This window comes from Rhodococcus sp. MH15 (genome assembly GCF_019266045.1).
In the GTDB taxonomy this organism is placed as follows: domain Bacteria; phylum Actinomycetota; class Actinomycetes; order Mycobacteriales; family Mycobacteriaceae; genus Rhodococcus_F; species Rhodococcus_F qingshengii.
Window position 1 is genome coordinate 380,728 of sequence record NZ_LPNP01000071.1, and the last position, 14,666, is coordinate 395,393.

At 62.9% G+C, this 14,666-nt stretch carries 15 protein-coding genes; 5 read left to right on the forward strand and 10 right to left on the reverse strand.

Translation table 11 applies throughout. The annotated features are described in order from the left end of the window. Positions 1-5 precede the first annotated feature (5 nt). From ATN37_RS20820 to ATN37_RS20830, 3 genes are all read right to left on the reverse strand, one after another. Complete coding sequence (locus tag ATN37_RS20820; RefSeq protein WP_230587424.1) at positions 6-362, reverse strand: hypothetical protein; 357 nt, start codon at positions 360-362, stop codon at positions 6-8. Further along, positions 359-2,809, reverse strand: a complete 2,451-nt coding sequence (locus ATN37_RS20825; RefSeq protein ID WP_217018327.1) for an AAA family ATPase — start codon at positions 2,807-2,809, stop codon at positions 359-361. Before ATN37_RS20825 ends, ATN37_RS20820 begins: the two co-directional genes overlap by 4 nt. Before the next feature lie 89 nt (positions 2,810-2,898). Further along, positions 2,899-3,276, reverse strand: a complete 378-nt coding sequence (locus tag ATN37_RS20830; RefSeq protein WP_030534814.1) for a PH domain-containing protein — start codon at positions 3,274-3,276, stop codon at positions 2,899-2,901. Here ATN37_RS20830 and ATN37_RS32635 point away from each other — a divergent pair. Then, entirely contained in the window at positions 3,266-3,388 is a 123-nt protein-coding gene (locus ATN37_RS32635; RefSeq protein ID WP_256261790.1) for a hypothetical protein, read from the forward strand. The genes ATN37_RS20830 and ATN37_RS32635 overlap by 11 nt on opposite strands. On the opposite strand, the gene hpt is transcribed toward ATN37_RS32635, so the two are convergent. The 4 genes from hpt to dacB are packed head-to-tail and all read right to left on the reverse strand — an operon-like array spanning position 3,376 to position 7,394. Beyond that, a complete protein-coding gene (gene hpt, locus ATN37_RS20835) occupies positions 3,376-3,930 on the reverse strand; it encodes a hypoxanthine phosphoribosyltransferase (protein WP_019746778.1) in 555 nt (184 codons plus the stop codon). The two genes, ATN37_RS32635 and hpt, sit on opposite strands and share 13 nt — an antisense overlap. Before the next feature lie 3 nt (positions 3,931-3,933). Further along, the gene (tilS, locus tag ATN37_RS20840) at positions 3,934-4,911 is read right to left on the reverse strand and encodes a tRNA lysidine(34) synthetase TilS (protein ID WP_217018326.1); all 978 of its coding nucleotides are present in this window, start codon (positions 4,909-4,911) and stop codon (positions 3,934-3,936) included. Continuing rightward, positions 4,912-5,985: a zinc-dependent metalloprotease gene (locus ATN37_RS20845; RefSeq protein WP_047269664.1), complete on the reverse strand. Its 1,074-nt coding sequence runs from the start codon at positions 5,983-5,985 to the stop codon at positions 4,912-4,914. It abuts the gene before it with no gap. Then, complete coding sequence (gene dacB / locus ATN37_RS20850) at positions 5,985-7,394, reverse strand: D-alanyl-D-alanine carboxypeptidase/D-alanyl-D-alanine-endopeptidase (RefSeq protein WP_007727020.1); 1,410 nt, start codon at positions 7,392-7,394, stop codon at positions 5,985-5,987. Before dacB ends, ATN37_RS20845 begins: the two co-directional genes overlap by 1 nt. A gap of 103 nt (positions 7,395-7,497) precedes the next feature. On the opposite strand from dacB, the gene ATN37_RS20855 reads away from it, so the two are divergent. Then, positions 7,498-7,989, forward strand: a complete 492-nt coding sequence (locus ATN37_RS20855) for an inorganic diphosphatase (RefSeq protein ID WP_003941181.1) — start codon at positions 7,498-7,500, stop codon at positions 7,987-7,989. Positions 7,990-8,095: 106 nt separating this feature from the next. On the opposite strand, the gene ATN37_RS20860 is transcribed toward ATN37_RS20855, so the two are convergent. The 3 genes from ATN37_RS20860 to ATN37_RS20870 form a co-directional block, all read right to left on the reverse strand. After that, positions 8,096-8,926 (reverse strand): crotonase/enoyl-CoA hydratase family protein, encoded by an 831-nt coding sequence (locus ATN37_RS20860; protein ID WP_007727023.1) that lies wholly within the window; start codon positions 8,924-8,926, stop codon positions 8,096-8,098. A 46-nt stretch (positions 8,927-8,972) separates the two neighbouring features. Next, positions 8,973-9,179 carry a hypothetical protein gene (locus ATN37_RS20865; protein WP_124568973.1) on the reverse strand — a complete coding sequence of 69 codons (207 nt, stop codon included), beginning with the start codon at positions 9,177-9,179 and terminating at the stop codon, positions 8,973-8,975. Positions 9,180-9,312: 133 nt separating this feature from the next. Then, positions 9,313-10,842 (reverse strand): LCP family protein, encoded by a 1,530-nt coding sequence (locus ATN37_RS20870; RefSeq protein ID WP_257233573.1) that lies wholly within the window; start codon positions 10,840-10,842, stop codon positions 9,313-9,315. A gap of 122 nt (positions 10,843-10,964) precedes the next feature. Between ATN37_RS20870 and ATN37_RS20875 the strand changes: the two genes are divergently transcribed. The 3 genes from ATN37_RS20875 (at position 10,965) to ATN37_RS20885 (ending at position 14,623) form a co-directional block, all read left to right on the forward strand. Continuing rightward, positions 10,965-11,783 carry a polysaccharide deacetylase family protein gene (locus ATN37_RS20875; RefSeq protein ID WP_007727026.1) on the forward strand — a complete coding sequence of 273 codons (819 nt, stop codon included), beginning with the start codon at positions 10,965-10,967 and terminating at the stop codon, positions 11,781-11,783. Between the two features lie 4 nt (positions 11,784-11,787). Then, positions 11,788-13,767, forward strand: coding sequence for an amino acid permease (locus ATN37_RS20880; RefSeq protein WP_217018325.1), 1,980 nt, complete (start codon positions 11,788-11,790; stop codon positions 13,765-13,767). Positions 13,768-14,200: 433 nt separating this feature from the next. After that, the gene (locus tag ATN37_RS20885) at positions 14,201-14,623 is read left to right on the forward strand and encodes a hypothetical protein (RefSeq protein ID WP_228232423.1); all 423 of its coding nucleotides are present in this window, start codon (positions 14,201-14,203) and stop codon (positions 14,621-14,623) included. Positions 14,624-14,666: the final 43 nt, after the last annotated feature.

Consider the following 14,666-nt stretch of genomic DNA (forward strand, 5'->3'; position numbering starts at 1 on the left):
CATACTCAGCCGCTCTCCAACAGGACGGCAACAACTCCACACAAATGCCGCACCTCGGCGACGGTCGGCGCAAGTTCATACGCATGGTGATGACAGACATTGCTCAATCTGTTCCACGCCACTGCTGCGGCGTCGGCACGTGCCGGTGTGTCGAGGGAACGCAGTATCACCAATCGCGAGCGCATGCTTGCTTGCGGCGCTTCGGCATTCAGCGCGATACACCGTTCGGCTACCAGTTCCTCCAATGCCTGCCTGGCCAGAAAAGCAGCCAACCGTGCCGAACTTCCAGCAGCACCGACACTTCCATCGAGCAGTAGCTCCGCATTTCGCAGCACGACAGCCGGCGGCATCTGTGTTGTCATTCCGCGAGGATCCCGTCGACCGTCTTCCTGAGGTCATTCACTTCGCTCCTCGTGATCGACATGTCGGCCCCGACATGCGAGCCGGCGTTGGCAATGTTGAGCGTCGCTTTGCGCCCTTCTCGCAGAATTTGCCACTGCGACAAAGGCTTCTCGGCATCGCCGTACACCGCGAGCGCGATCTTGGCCCGCGTCTTTTTCACCGACGTCCACCGGTTCTCGGTATCGACCCGACTCTCGCCCGCCTTGTGCTGCTTCGCGTAATACACCTGCTGCGCCGCGGATTCCAAGGCCAACCGGAACAAACCTGGTGCCACTCGGCGCTTGACCTCGTCGGGAACGTTCTCGTCGAGCACCAGCGCGCGGACGTCGTCCACATAGCGGGTCGCCTGGTTCAGTGTCTCTGCGACACAGACCTGCGATCCGGTCTCACGTGCAACCTCGACCAGTCGCGCATTCACCGCAAGTTGCCGTATCGCAGTGGCCAATCGGTCGTCGTGGGAGAACACGATGACCTGCCGTGTCTCCGACAGCTTCGACAAAACTCGGATGAACCCGTCGATCTTGGCCGGGTCCATCGCCTGAATCGGATCATCGAGAACGATGAAGCGGAACGGACTGTTCGGTGTGGTCGCACGTGGAATGAACAGTGCAAGCGCCAGAGCGTGCAACTCCCCCTGACTCATCACCGCCAATGCTTCGGTCGGCACTCCGTCCACCGACCCTTTCAGCACCGCCCTGCGTCGAGTATTGCTGCCTTCCAGGCTGATCGACCCGATGTCGACGTTGCTTTCCTGCCTGAGCTCCGACCAAATCTCGCGCGCCTGCTCCGCGATCGGCTCGAGTCTCTGATTCCGCAGTTCTGCCGCATGGGCGGCTACCCACCTCTTCGCCGCATCCAGGGCTTTGACGGTGTCATCACTCAATCGTGCGTCACGCTCGAGGTTGACCCACGTCATCAAACGACCCGCGATCGGAGCCCATGTGTCTTCCTGCTCGGCGATTGCGACCGCCGCCTCTTCGCGCACGGCGTTCGCAGCGTCGATCACCGCAGGCAAGGTCTTCTCGATGTGCTCGGCGAGCTCGGTTACCCCGGTCGGCGCACCTTGGGCAGCGGCCACTGAGTCTCGGTACCGGATCAACGACTCCAATTCCGGACCCTCGACCGTTTCCAGACGCACCAGCTCGTTCAGCAATTCCTTTGCTGCCCGACATGCGTTGTCAAGATCGCGTCGAGACTTCCGATACTTCCCCAGCTTGCTGTTCTGTTCCGCGAGGCGCGTTCGGGATTGCGTAGCCCAGGCGTCGTCGAGCACCCCCGCCGCACATACCGGGCACTCGATTGTGCCTGTCTCACTGTGCAATTGAATGGCTCTATCGAGGATATCGCTGCGCTGTTCCACTACCGACAAAGCATCGCCAGCGTGCTCGACGGTGTCGGCGACCGCAACCCGAAGATCGGCGACAACCATGTCGATCGCCGGCTTCTGTGGGACCGCCAGATTCGCGCACCTGCGCAGACCAGACAGGGTGGACGCAACAGCCGAACCAGAGCCTGTGGCGAGCGCAAGCACCTCGTCGAGATCGTGAGTCCGCTTCTTCAACTGAGTGACGGCGGTTTGTGCACGCTCGTCTGCTGATTCGGCGACAATTTCCTTGAGTTGACGCAGCTCCTCATTCGCGCACTGACGCGCAGTCTTGGCAGACTTCAGCGCGGCGGTGAGCCGTTTCTCGGCGTCCGCGATCTCGTCCAGTCCCAATAGCTTTGCAAGTGCGTCGTACAGCGTGGACGGGCTGTCCTCGACCAGCCCTCCGATCTCGTCGTAAGACAAGATCGGCCGATGCAGCTCGACGGCGGACTTCCATCCGAGTTCATCGGTACCGACAGTGCGCTTCTGTTTGCCCGTCTGGGTCCACGCTTCGTTGTCGTGCAACGTGGCACCGATCGGCCAGTCGACGGCGACGACGGTCGGTTCGGAACCCTCGACGGTCAGCCCAACGCGCACCTCGCATGGATCCGGGCTGTGCAGGTTTCGCCAGCTGTCAGCCCATAATTTCGCCTTGTTTTTCCACCGGTAGCTCGAGCTGGTAACTGCAAATTCAAGAGCTTCCGCAAAACTCGACTTACCCGACCCGTTGCGTCCACTGACGATCGTGATGCCAGGCGCAGGATGCAGATCGAGAACGGCTTTCGGTCCGATGCCGCGGAAGCCGGCGACCGAGATAGATGTAAGGAATGCTCCAACTGGTTCTTCTGCTGGGCCGCTGGCGGTTTCGGGTCGGGTTCTGAGCTGCTCCGTACCGCCAATCTGCTTGCTGAGCGCATCATCACCCTCGAGTGCTGCAAGAACGAGATACTTCGCTGCATCAGGCAGATTCGTGTCTTCGTCGATCGCGTCCCAGACGACCTCGTCGAGCGATCTTTCTGCATCTCTGTTGGCAGTTGTCACCAAAACTCCCTCGCCTCGTCGATCCCAACCGACCCAACGGTTTCATATGGGACCGACAGTACGTCTTGGCGAGGGAGCTCAGCTGCACATCAGGACACGACAAAATGCGACAGGATCGCCTGGACTTCGTAGATGTCGACCTGCTTGGTGAACTGTTTCTGGATCGGTGTCGCGTTCCCCGAGATCCATATCTTCAGCTCGGCGTCGAGATCGAAGGTTCCGGCTGTCTCGACCGCGAAGTGGGTGATCGACCGGTACGGCACACTGTGGTACTCGATCTTGCGACCCGTCAGCCCCTGCTTGTCGACCATCAAGAGTCGCCGATTCGTGAACAGAAATGCGTCGCGAACCAACTGATACGCCGCATGAACCTGCTCCCCGTGTCCGAGCAGACGCGCGTATTCGTGGTGCGCCGCAGCGGGATCGATCTTTCCAGCGTTACCGATCAACCCGTCCATGAGACCCATCAGGCCCGATACCTCCGTGCTCGTCCAAGCTGCCTCCACGGTCGAAGGCGACAGCGACGCTATCGGTGGACGAGTCAGTGGTGTTACCGGCGAGCAGGCTCAGCCGCCGTAGACCTCGGGGTCCAGGGTGCCGATGTACGGCAGATCGCGGTACCGCTCGGCGTAGTCGAGGCCGTAACCGACGACGAACTCGTTGGGGATGTCGAAGCCCACGTCGCGGACATCGACGTCGATCTTGACCGCGTCGGGCTTGCGGAGCAATGTGACGACCTCGAGCGAAGCGGGATTACGTGTCTTGAGGTTGCGCATCAGCCACGACAGCGTGAGACCGGAGTCGATGATGTCCTCGACGATCAGCACGTGGCGACCGGCAATGTCCTTGTCGAGGTCCTTGAGGATGCGGACGACGCCCGAAGACGAGGTCGAGGATCCATAGGAGCTGACGGCCATGAATTCCATCTGCGACGGGATCGGCAGGGCGCGGGCGAAGTCGGTCATGAAGAAGACCGCTCCCTTGAGGACGCCGATCAGCAGGAGATCCCCTTCGGGGGCGCCTGCCGGGTAACGCTTGGCGATTTCCTCAGCCAGTTCCGCCGTTCGTGCACGGATCTGTTCTTCGGAGATCAGTACCGATGCGATGTCGCCCTCGTACACGCGTCAAACCCTTCGTCGGTCTTCGAATCCGAGGATCAGCCTGCCACGTCGCCGGGCCGCCACCAACCTCGCCTCCGGTGTTCCGCCCCCGATCGCGACGCCGCCTTGCCCCCGCCAGTCGGTCACCAGGGCGTCGACCGCCCGTAACTGTTTGTCCGTCAATGCTTTTGCGCCGCCCTGCAGCAGCCAGGCCCGCAGAGCGCGTCGGCGGATTGCGGTGGGCGCTTCGGCAAGTGTGTCCACTTCCACTTCTCCGTCGACGACAACCCGTAGGAGTAGGGCTTCGGCGTACTCGTCGAGCGCCTCGCCGTCTTCACGCAACTGCGTCGCGGTTCGGGCCAACGCTTCGGGAACTCCCCCGCCGAGAATTTCTTCGAGCAGCGGCAACGCCTCGTGCCGCAGACGTACGCGAGTGAACTCGGGATTGTTGTTGTGCGGGTCCTCCCACGGCGTGAAGCCCAGGTCGACGCAGGCCGCCCTGGTCACCGATCGCCGGATGCCGAGTAGCGGCCGTCCCCAGGGAGCGTCGAATGCAGCCATACCCTGAATCGATCGCCCACCGGACCCGCGGGACAGTCCGAGAAGGACGGTCTCTGCTTGATCGTCGAGCGTGTGTCCGAGCAGAACCGGGAGGTCAGTCCTGGCGTCGCGCAGAGCGCTGTACCGAGCCTCACGCGCGGCGGCTTCGAGACTCCCACCTTCGGCTACGTCGACGGTCAGCACCGTCGCGGTCCGGCAACCCAGCGCCAGCGCCTGGTCTGCGGCCGAGCGCGCGACGGCATCAGAACCATCTTGTAACCGATGGTCCACGATCAATGCGTCGACAGAATCGGTTTCCGCCACGGCTGCTGCGGTCAGCGCCAACGAATCGGCTCCCCCGGACAGGGCGACGACCACACGGCGTCGTGGCTCGAATGCGAGCGTCCACGCCCGCACGGCCTGTCGCAGCGCCAGGAGGGCAGGCGTCTCAGGCAGCAGCATCTAGCCGAGAACGCGCTTTACCCACGCGTCGGGATTGTCGATCTCGTCGAGCAACGGCAAGGTCTCGGGCCCGGTCCAGATGGTGTTGAACTGCTCCATGCCGACCTTGAGAACCACCGCGTCGACGAAGGCCTTGCCGCGCACGTACTGCGCCATCTTGGCGTCCATGCCGAGAAGCATCTTGATGATCCGCTGCACGGGGTTGGACTTGCGCTGCCGACGCTTGTCGAAGGCCGCGCGGATCGTTGCCACCGACGGCACCACGGCGGGGCCGACGGCGTCCATCACGTGGTCTGCATGCCCTTCCAGGAGAGTGCCGAGTACAAGCATCCGATCCAGCGCGTCACGCTGGGGTTCCGCCTGCGAGGCGCGCAGCAGTCCGATGATGCCGCCCGCCGTCGCACCGTCACTGGAGTCGGGTTCCTTCCGCGAGCGCAGCTCTGCAGCAAGGCGCCCGACAACGTCGGTCATCGACTCGTCCACCGTCGCACCAAGCGTTTCGACGGATTCCTTCATGTACTCCGCGAGCCACGGCGAGGACGAGAACTGGACCCGGTGAGTGACCTCGTGCAGGCAGACCCACAACCGGAAGTCACTCGGGTTCAGCCGAAGGGACCGTTCGACGGAGACGATGTTCGGTGTGACCAGAAGCAGGGTGCCGTGCTCGCCGGTGAACGGGTCGTACTGCCCGAGGATCGCCGAAGACAGGTACGCCAGCATGGCGCCGGCCTGCAGGCCCGCCGGCTTTCCGACGATGAGATTGCCACTGCCGTCAGGGTCGGCGCCGGTGAGATGTGCCATCGACCGCGAGGCCGCCGTGATCCACCCGGCCCGGTCAAGCACGTCAGCGGCCGGGACCGGTAGACCGTCGGCCAAACCGGTCACTTCACGAACCGGCAGTTCTGCGCGCTCGGACGCTTCGGCGAGTTCTGCGGTTGCCGTCTCGGCCGTATAGCGAGACATCGCGGGGCCGCCGCGCGCCAGTTTTATCCCGGCTTTGGCGGCAAGACTCCAGTCGACGGCACCACCGAGCGGAGCCGAGGCTTCATCATCTTGTGGAGTCTTTTCGGCCACTATTGGCACCCGCAATTCCTCAATGCTCCGGCAATCGCGTCCAGGGCAGGACGGCTCACTTCTGGCGGCCGGTCATTGGACATCAGTGCGAAGGTGAGCACTCGCCCGTTCTGATCGACCACGAACCCTGACAACGCGCTGGCCGTCGACAGAGTTCCCGTCTTGGCCCGCACCCAACCCGCACCGGTTCGGTTTCCGGACGCGTAGCGGTCGGACAAACTTCCTGTTCCGCCGGCCACCGGAAGGTAGTCCAGCAGGGGGCGCAGTTTCGGATCACCGTCACCGGCCGCAGCCGTCATGACGCGATCGAGTACCTGAGCGGGAATGAGATCGTCGACGGACAGTCCGCTGGAATCGTGCAGCGATACACCGGTGTAGTCGAACCCGGCCGCCTGCAGGGTCTTGCCGGTCGCGTCGACTGCTCCGGTGAACGAGGCTTCGATTCCGGAGGCAATCGCGACCTCACGCCCGATGGTCTCTGCGAGCACGTTGTCGGAATGTTCCATCATCTGCAGCAGTCGGTCGCTCAGCGGCGCCGACTGCACGGTGGCGATCGGCTTGGCACCGGCAGGCGCCGCGCCGAGACTCACGTTGGCGGGATCGACACCGAGCGCCTGAGCGAGCACCTTGCCCGCGTCCAATGCGGGAGTTTCCGAACGCGGCGACTCGTCTTGAGTGCCGTCGTACCGACCACCTTCGATCATCACCGATTCGATCGGGGTGATGTAACCGGCCGCGATGTCCGCGGGGAACCAGCCGGTGGCCATGTTGTCGCCCTTGAACAAGCTCGAGTCCACCACGACGCTGTTCACCGGCGTACCGGCAGCCTTGATCTGGTCGACGAGATCCGCGATGTGCGCTGCGTTGGCGTAGTACCCGCTCTGCCCCTTCGGCGTCGCCGTCAGCGTCGGGTCACCGCCGCCGACCAGAACGACCTGCCCGGGGCTCGTTCCGGGCACCACCGTCGTGGACAGCCGGTGGTCGAGCGGCAACTTCAGCAGTGCCGCCGATGCGGTCAGCACCTTTGTCGTGGACGCGGGCGTCATCGGCGTCGACGGGTCCGTGCTCCAGAGAATGTTTCCGGTGAGCGCATCAGCGACTACTCCGGTGAACTTCCCCAGATCCGGGTTGGCCACGGCCGGGCCGATCGCCGCTGCGATTCCCGACGCGCTCGGGATCGGTGCGTCCGTCGGGACGGGCACCACCTGGGGTGACGGCGTCACGAGCGCAGGCTGAGGCGACGTAGTCACGGTCGTGCTGCCCGCGGTGTCGTTCGACGTACCGAGTTTCACGACGACAACTCCGGCGACGGCCAGTACAACCACTGCACCGACCGCCAGAAGGATGCGGAAGTTACGCCGTCGACTCTCTTCCAACGAGCCGATCTTCTTCTTTCCTTGGCCCGCCAACGCCCCTCCGTCTGTGCTCTGCCTACTGGGTGGTCAGGCAACCTTATCCTTGACCCGATATCCTTCCGACGAATCATTACCGACACGACAGCGAGGAATCGGCGTGGAGTTCGACGTCACCATCGAGATCCCCAAGGGTCAGCGCAACAAGTACGAGGTCGACCACGTAACCGGTCGCGTCAAACTCGATCGCTACCTCTACACAGCTTTCGGCTACCCGGCCGACTACGGCTTCATCGAAAACACCCTGGGTGAGGACGGCGATCCGCTCGACGCCATGGTCCTGCTCCCCGAGTCGGTCTTCCCCGGCGTCATCGTCGAGGCTCGCGCAGTCGCGATGTTCAAGATGGTCGACGAGGCCGGCGGAGACGACAAGGTCCTCTGCGTTCCGGCCGGTGACCCCCGCTGGGATCACATCCAGGATCTGGGTGACATCTCACAGTTCGAGCTCGATGCGATCAAGCACTTTTTCGTCCACTACAAGGACCTCGAGCCGAACAAGCACGTCGAGGCAGCCAACTGGGTCGGCCGCGCCGAGGCAGAGGCCGAGATCGAGGCTTCGATCAAGCGTCTCGCTGCCAACGGCGGTCACTGAGCTCGAGTTCTCAGGCCTAACGAAAATCCCCGCACATCGGAAGATGTGCGGGGATTTTTGTGCTGTTTTTACTCGCCCTTGCAGTTCCTACTCACCCTTGCAGTTCCTACTCACCCTGGAAGACTGGCGGGCGCTTCTGGAAGACGGCGGTGATGGCCTCGGTCAGATCCTGCGAAGGCAGGAACGCCGCGTTCCAGGCTGCGACGTAGCGAAGGCTGTCGTTCACGCTCGCGCTGCGGGTGTGATCGAGCACGTCCTTGATCCCGTGGACGACGAGCGGCGGGTTGAGCGCAATCTCCTTGGCGGTCGCGCGCGCCGCTGCCAGTACCGCGTCGGCATCTTCGAAAACGTCGTTGACGAGGCCGATCTTCTCGGCGCGCGCTGCGTCGATGTCCTTGCCGGTCAGAGCCAACTCACGCAGGTGTCCGTCGCCGATGATCGCGGGCAGACGCGCGAGGCTGCCCATGTCTGCGACGATCGCGACCTTGACCTCGCGGATGCTGAACTTGGCATCGGCACTTGCGTAGCGGATGTCCGCCGCCGTGATCAGGTCGACGCCGCCGCCGATGCACCAGCCCTGCACAGCTGCGACGACGGGCTTGCGGCAATCTGCCACGGCATTGATGCCCGACTGCATGCGCTTGATCATGTCGTGGAACTTGGTGCGCGGGCCTGCCTGAGCCTTGTCCGCGAGGACGGCACCGAATTCACCGCTCATCGCCGGCAGGTCCAGTCCGAACGAGAAGTGCTTGCCGGAACCGGCGATGACGATTGCACGCACCTCGGGGTCGGCGTCGAGGTCGGCGAAGATTTCGGGGAGTTCACTCCAGAAATCCGGCCCCATCGCGTTGCCCTTGCTCGGCCCGATCAGCGTCACCTGGGCGATGTTGTCTTCGCGCTCGACGGTGAACGCATTCCAGCTCTTCTGTTCAGTCATTACTCAAGAGTAACTAAAGGTCGGGCTCAGCCGAAGACCGCTGCCTTCATCCGAAGATTCCTGCCTCGTCAAGTACCAGTACGACGAGGGTGACGGCCATCAGGGCGAACATGATGAGCATCGCCATCCTGGCCGCCCGCTCACTGGTCGGTGGGAAAACGCGCTGCGCCGGATGCTCGGCCACGTACTCGGACAAGGACATGGTCCTGGCACGTGAGCGTGTCGGATTCTGTACCGCTGCTGTTGTAGCCATGTCGGTGATCCTTTCAACTACGCAATCTCAGTCAGGTACCCCAAAGGTGAAGTACCCGACTGAGTTCGACTTCTCCAATGTAGACCCGCAGATCGAAGAAGTCAGCGTGAGTTTGGTGCGAATTACCTGAGAGTCAGTCCACACAGGGAATGCCGCCATTCGCGTCGGCCCGGATGGGTGATCCCTGCGCTCCCGTATCGGGAACGGTGCCGGCGGATACCGACGAGTCCGACTGCGCCGGAGCGGCCGAGAACACGGTCTGCGCATTGTCCTCACCGATCAGTACAGACACTGATTCGGCCGCTGCCTGCTCGTTAGGCACTGCGGCCACGCCCAACTGCTCGGCCAGCGCCTCTGCGACGGCTTTGGCGCCGACTCCATAGCTGACCACCGACTTTGCCGTCGCAGCTGCGGTGCTCACCTCTCCGACTTCGACTCCCGACGCTTTCATCGCCGCTGCCAACGCGGCACCCAACCCGTCCGTCGCGGTTCCGTTGCGGATGTCCACAACTTCGTTCCCGGTCGAGACAGCAGTGTCCATCGCAGGTGCAGATGCCGAGTCACCTCCCGCGAAGATCCGCGACACTTCACTACGCAGACGCGCCGGATCGACCATGTTGACGTCCTGGCCGTCGACGGTCTCGTATCCCTCGATGGGCAGGGTGTAGAAGTCGATGTTCCCACCTGCGAGAGCGCTTGCCTGAGAAGCGAATCGGACGGGATCCATGGCGGAATCGATCACCACGTCCTTCTTCACCACGTCGGCCAGCGCCGTCATCTTCGGAATGTTTCCGATGACGCCGGAGCCCTTCAAGTTGGCGATCACCGCGCTGATGAAAGCCTGCTGCCGGTGGGTGCGATCCAAGTCCCCGTTGTCCAGGCCGTGGCGTTGACGGACAAACGAAAGTGCCTGTGACGCATCGAGAGTCTGAACACCGGCCGGGAAGTTGGCGCCCGAGAAGTCATCCTGCACCGAATTGTTGAGGCACACCTGAACGGGGCCGATAGCCGAGACGACATCATAGAAGCCCATCAGGTTCACTTCGGCAAAGTGATCGATCGGAACCTTGAGCAGATTCTGCACGGTGGTCAGTGTCGACCGCCGACCGACTTCACGCGCTTGCTGTTCTCGTGCAGCAGGATCCGTCACACCGTCCGCTACGAGTTTGGCGTCCGCATCAGCCTTCGCCATTCCGTAGGCTTCCTTGATCTTGGCCATTCCGTAGCCGGGTACCGCGACGTAGTCGTCGCGTGGGATCGCCACTGCACTGGCCGTGCCGCCATCGCCCGGAACATGGAGCAGGATAAGCGTGTTCGTGTTGTATCCACCCACATCACTGTCCCCCGCATGCAGCTTGTCGGTGACGAACTCAGCCGGCAGGTCGCTGCCGTCCATCGCTTTACGACTGTCGAGCCCGATCAACAAGATGTTGGTATCCCCGTCGAGCGAACTGCCGGCGTCGTCACCGAGGGCGGAGAGCGCGTCCGATCGGTACAGCCCCGACGTGAGATCCGACTGCACGTACCAGCCGATTCCGACGCCCACCAGAATCGTCGTCGACAGGGACGCCGCCGCCAGCTTGCGCCCCACCGAGAGCGTCGACCGCTGCGGTTGACGCCTACGCCTGTGCCTGGTTGCCGAGTGTCGAGGTCGCGGTTCCACGGCCGACACGCTATCCACCGTTCCTGAGTAGAACCTGTCGATACCGGACACGGCTGGTCTTTCGCTGAAAGAACGCTGAGAATGAAGTCCGAATTAGGCAAATCTGCTCTAGGCTCCGCCCTGTGGACCGCCGACGCTTCCTCAGTGCCCTCGCAGCAGCAACTCTGACCGGAACCGCCGCGGTGACCATGGGAACCGCTTGTTCGTCACGTTCGGTCGGCACGGCAATCGCCGCAGCCGACGAACCAACCGACCCCGTCCCTGTCCCGGATCTCCCGCCTGCCTTGTTGCCGCCTCCACCGCCGTCTGCCCGGGTGCCGCTGCCCGCCGGCGGATCGTTGACCGCGTTACCCGGCGGTGGGGATCTGTTTGCCCTGACGGTTGACGACGGAGCCAGCTCCGAAGTCGTGCGCCTCTACACACAGTTCGCAAAAGACACCGGCATCCGTTTGACGTACTTCGTCAACGGGCAATACAACTCGTGGACCGAAAACGCCGGACTTCTCAGACCGCTGGTCGAGAGCGGACAAATTCAGCTCGGCAATCACACCTACTCGCACCCGGATCTGACGTCCGTGTCGAAGCAGCAGATCGCAGACGAGCTGACGAAGAACGGCACGTTCCTGCGCAACACCTACGGCGTGGACGCGGCGCCGTACTTTCGGCCGCCGTACGGAAGGCACAACGCGACAGTCGATTCCGTGGCCGCGAGCGTCGGCTACACCGTGCCCACCCTCTGGTACGGATCACTGTCGGATTCTTCGTTGATCACCGAGGAGTACATCCTCCAAATGGCGAACCAGTACTTCAATCCGGGGGCCATCGTGATCGGGCACCTCAACTATCTGCCCGTGACCCACGTGTATCCGCAACTGGTGGACATCATCCGGAGCCGAAACCTGCGGACTGTCACGCTCAACGATGTTTATCTGAAGCCGTGACGCCGTGGTGACCGCAGCCGACAACGAGGTCCCGGCCGAAAACACGGCTCCGTCCGTGAAACAACGCACCGAGGCCTGGCTGCTCGCGGACATCACCGAGGAACCGGCCGGACATCTGGGGCCCCACCGGATGGCGCCGAAGAAGGAGAAGCGCCACCCGTGGTGGAAGGTGATGTGCCTGACGGGTGTCGATTACTTCTCCACCCTCGGTTACCAACCCGGTATCGCGGCACTGGCGGCCGGCACGTTGGCTCCCATCGCGACAGTCGTATTGATCCTGCTGACACTCTTCGGCGCTCTACCGGTCTACCGGCGAGTGGCTCGCGAGAGTCCGCACGGCGAGGGTTCGATCGCCATGCTCGAGAAGCTGCTGCCCAAGTGGCGCGGCAAGATCTTCGTTCTCGTGCTTCTCGGCTTCGCGGCCACCGATTTCCTCATCACCATGACGCTCTCGGCTGCCGATGCCACGGCGCACCTCGTCGAGAACCCTTTTGCTCCAACCTTTCTCTCCGGACACACCGTCGCCGTCACCCTGGTTCTGCTCGCGCTCCTCGCTGCGGTCTTCCTCCGCGGATTCACCGAAGCGATCGGTATCGCGGTCGGATTGGTCGCCGTCTATCTCGCCTTGAACGTGGTGGTCATCTCCGTAGGTCTGTGGCACATCGCGACCGCGCCGTCGTTGGTCACCGACTGGACGCGCGCCATGACCACCGAGCACGGAAACCCGGCGATGATGATCCTGATCGCGCTGATCGTCTTCCCGAAGTTGGCTCTCGGTCTGTCCGGCTTCGAAACCGGCGTCGCGGTCATGCCGCAGATCAAGGGCGATCCGCACGACACCGAACAGAATCCACGTGGCCGCATCAAAGGTGCGCGGCGCCTGCTCACCACGGCGGCGCTGATCATGAGCGGATTCCTGCTGACGTCGAGCCTGGTCACCACCATCCTGATCCCAGAAAACGAGTTCCAACCCGGAGGCGCTGCCAACGGTCGCGCGCTTGCCTTTCTCGCCCACGACTATCTGGGTGAGATCTTCGGAACCGTCTACGATCTCAGCACGATTCTGATCCTCTGGTTTGCCGGTGCATCGGCAATGGCAGGGTTGCTCAATCTTGTTCCGAGGTATCTCCCCCGCTACGGCATGGCGCCGTCGTGGGCCCGCGCCGTGCGTCCGCTGGTCCTCGTGTTCAGCGTCATCGCCATCACTGTCACGATCTACTTCGACGCCGGTGTCGACGCTCAGAGTTCCGCGTACGCAACCGGTGTCCTCGTGCTCATCTCGTCGGCGACCGTCGCCGTTGCACTGTCCGCTCGTAAGCACGGTCAGCGAAAACTGTTCGTGGGGTTCAGTTTTGTCGCAGTTTTGTTCGTCTACACGACGATCGCGAACATCTTCGAACGTCCAGACGGTGTGAAAGTGGCGTCGTTCTTCATCGCCGCGATCATGGTGGTGTCCTTCCTTTCCCGGATCTCGCGAGCCTTCGAACTTCGGGCAACCTCCGTCGAACTCGACGAGACTGCGCTGCAATTCATCGCCGAGGCAGCCGAGAAGGGTTACCTCGCGATGGTGGCGCACGACGTCGACCGTCTCGACGAGGACGAGTATCGGCAGAAGGAATCGCAGCAGCGCGCCGAAAGCAACATCCCCGAAGGCGAGTCGATCATCTTCATCGAGGTAAACGTCACGGACTCCTCCGAATTCAGCACCGACCTCCTCGTCCACGGCCGACAGCGCGGTGAGCACCGGATTCTGTGGGTCGACAGCCCGGCCGTCCCCAACACCATTGCGGCGGTTCTCCTGCGGACGAGGGACATCACCGGCGTGATTCCCGACGTCTACTTCGAGTGGACGGAGGGAAACCCGATCATGTACCTGCTCCGCTTCCTGTTCATCGGTGAAGGCGAAACAGCTCCCGTGACCCGTGAGGTCCTCCGCCGCGCCGAACCCGACCAGTCCCGCCGGCCACACGTCCACGTCGGTTGACGCCCACTCCCACAACCGCTCACAAGCCCGCTCGCGATTGCTGTCGAACATCGCTGCATCCAGGGCTGTGGTGGCCGAGGTGGCGGGCGACCAATGCGGGCGCGATGGCGAGGGGCGTCGTTCGTCATGGCGACCTTCCATTCGCGTCTGGGGGCCAATCTCGGTCCCCTTCATGGATTTCGCCTTCTGACAACGGAAATTGCACCGGCAAGAGGGACTGGCGTGCAACTGGTGAGCGAAAAGTCTGTCCGCACGCGCGAGTGCAGATTGAAAGGCCTTTCGACCCGCAGGTGGACGGGACGATGCGACGGAGATCGAGAATGACCGCGACATACAATCGCGATCAGAGCGAAGCTCCAGGCCGAGATTCCGGCGCCGCTGTGATGGAGGGGTCAGGATGTTCGGTTGGAAAAAGAAGCGCAACGATTCAAAGATGACGCTCGACGATGTGATGTCGAAGCTCAGGCCTGACCTGAGTCGGGAATCACTCGGCGTCGGACCCGACTTTCCGGGCGTCGCCCCGAACCCGCTCATGAGCAGTGATGCACGCAAGCGCAATGCGGAACTGCGGACGGGGGTGCTTGCGCTCGGCGTTCTCGTCGACTGGCGGGAGGTCAACAGCAATCCACGCGTGGTCCTGATGTTCGACGTGGAGACCTCCGACGGCATCTTGTTCCGCGGTATCGCAGACGAAGACCTCACGATCACCGAGCTGACACGACTCGCCCCAGGACAGACGTTGCCCGTGCGCTACCGGCCGGCCGTCATGGACCACTACGTCGCCCTTGCCCGGGACGCGGACGCCGCCCACGTTCAGCAGCTCTCCGACGAGATCGCGACCCGCAAGCGGACCTGACCCGAAGCCTTGGCCGGATCCTAGGTCGCCGGCACTCCGATGA

Excerpts from the sequence above, each read along its gene's own strand:
- tilS (WP_217018326.1), bottom strand. The coding sequence starts at position 4,911 with ATGCTGCTGCCTGAGACGCCTGCCCTCCTGGCGCTGCGACAGGCCGTG.
- ATN37_RS20820 (WP_230587424.1), bottom strand. The coding sequence starts at position 362 with ATGACAACACAGATGCCGCCGGCTGTCGTGCTGCGAAATGCGGAGCTA.
- ATN37_RS20885 (WP_228232423.1), top strand. The coding sequence starts at position 14,201 with ATGACGCTCGACGATGTGATGTCGAAGCTCAGGCCTGACCTGAGTCGG.
- ATN37_RS32635 (WP_256261790.1), top strand. The coding sequence starts at position 3,266 with ATGAGACCCATCAGGCCCGATACCTCCGTGCTCGTCCAAGCTGCCTCC.
- ATN37_RS20860 (WP_007727023.1), bottom strand. The coding sequence starts at position 8,926 with ATGACTGAACAGAAGAGCTGGAATGCGTTCACCGTCGAGCGCGAAGAC.
- ATN37_RS20865 (WP_124568973.1), bottom strand. The coding sequence starts at position 9,179 with ATGGCTACAACAGCAGCGGTACAGAATCCGACACGCTCACGTGCCAGG.
- ATN37_RS20830 (WP_030534814.1), bottom strand. The coding sequence starts at position 3,276 with ATGGGTCTCATGGACGGGTTGATCGGTAACGCTGGAAAGATCGATCCC.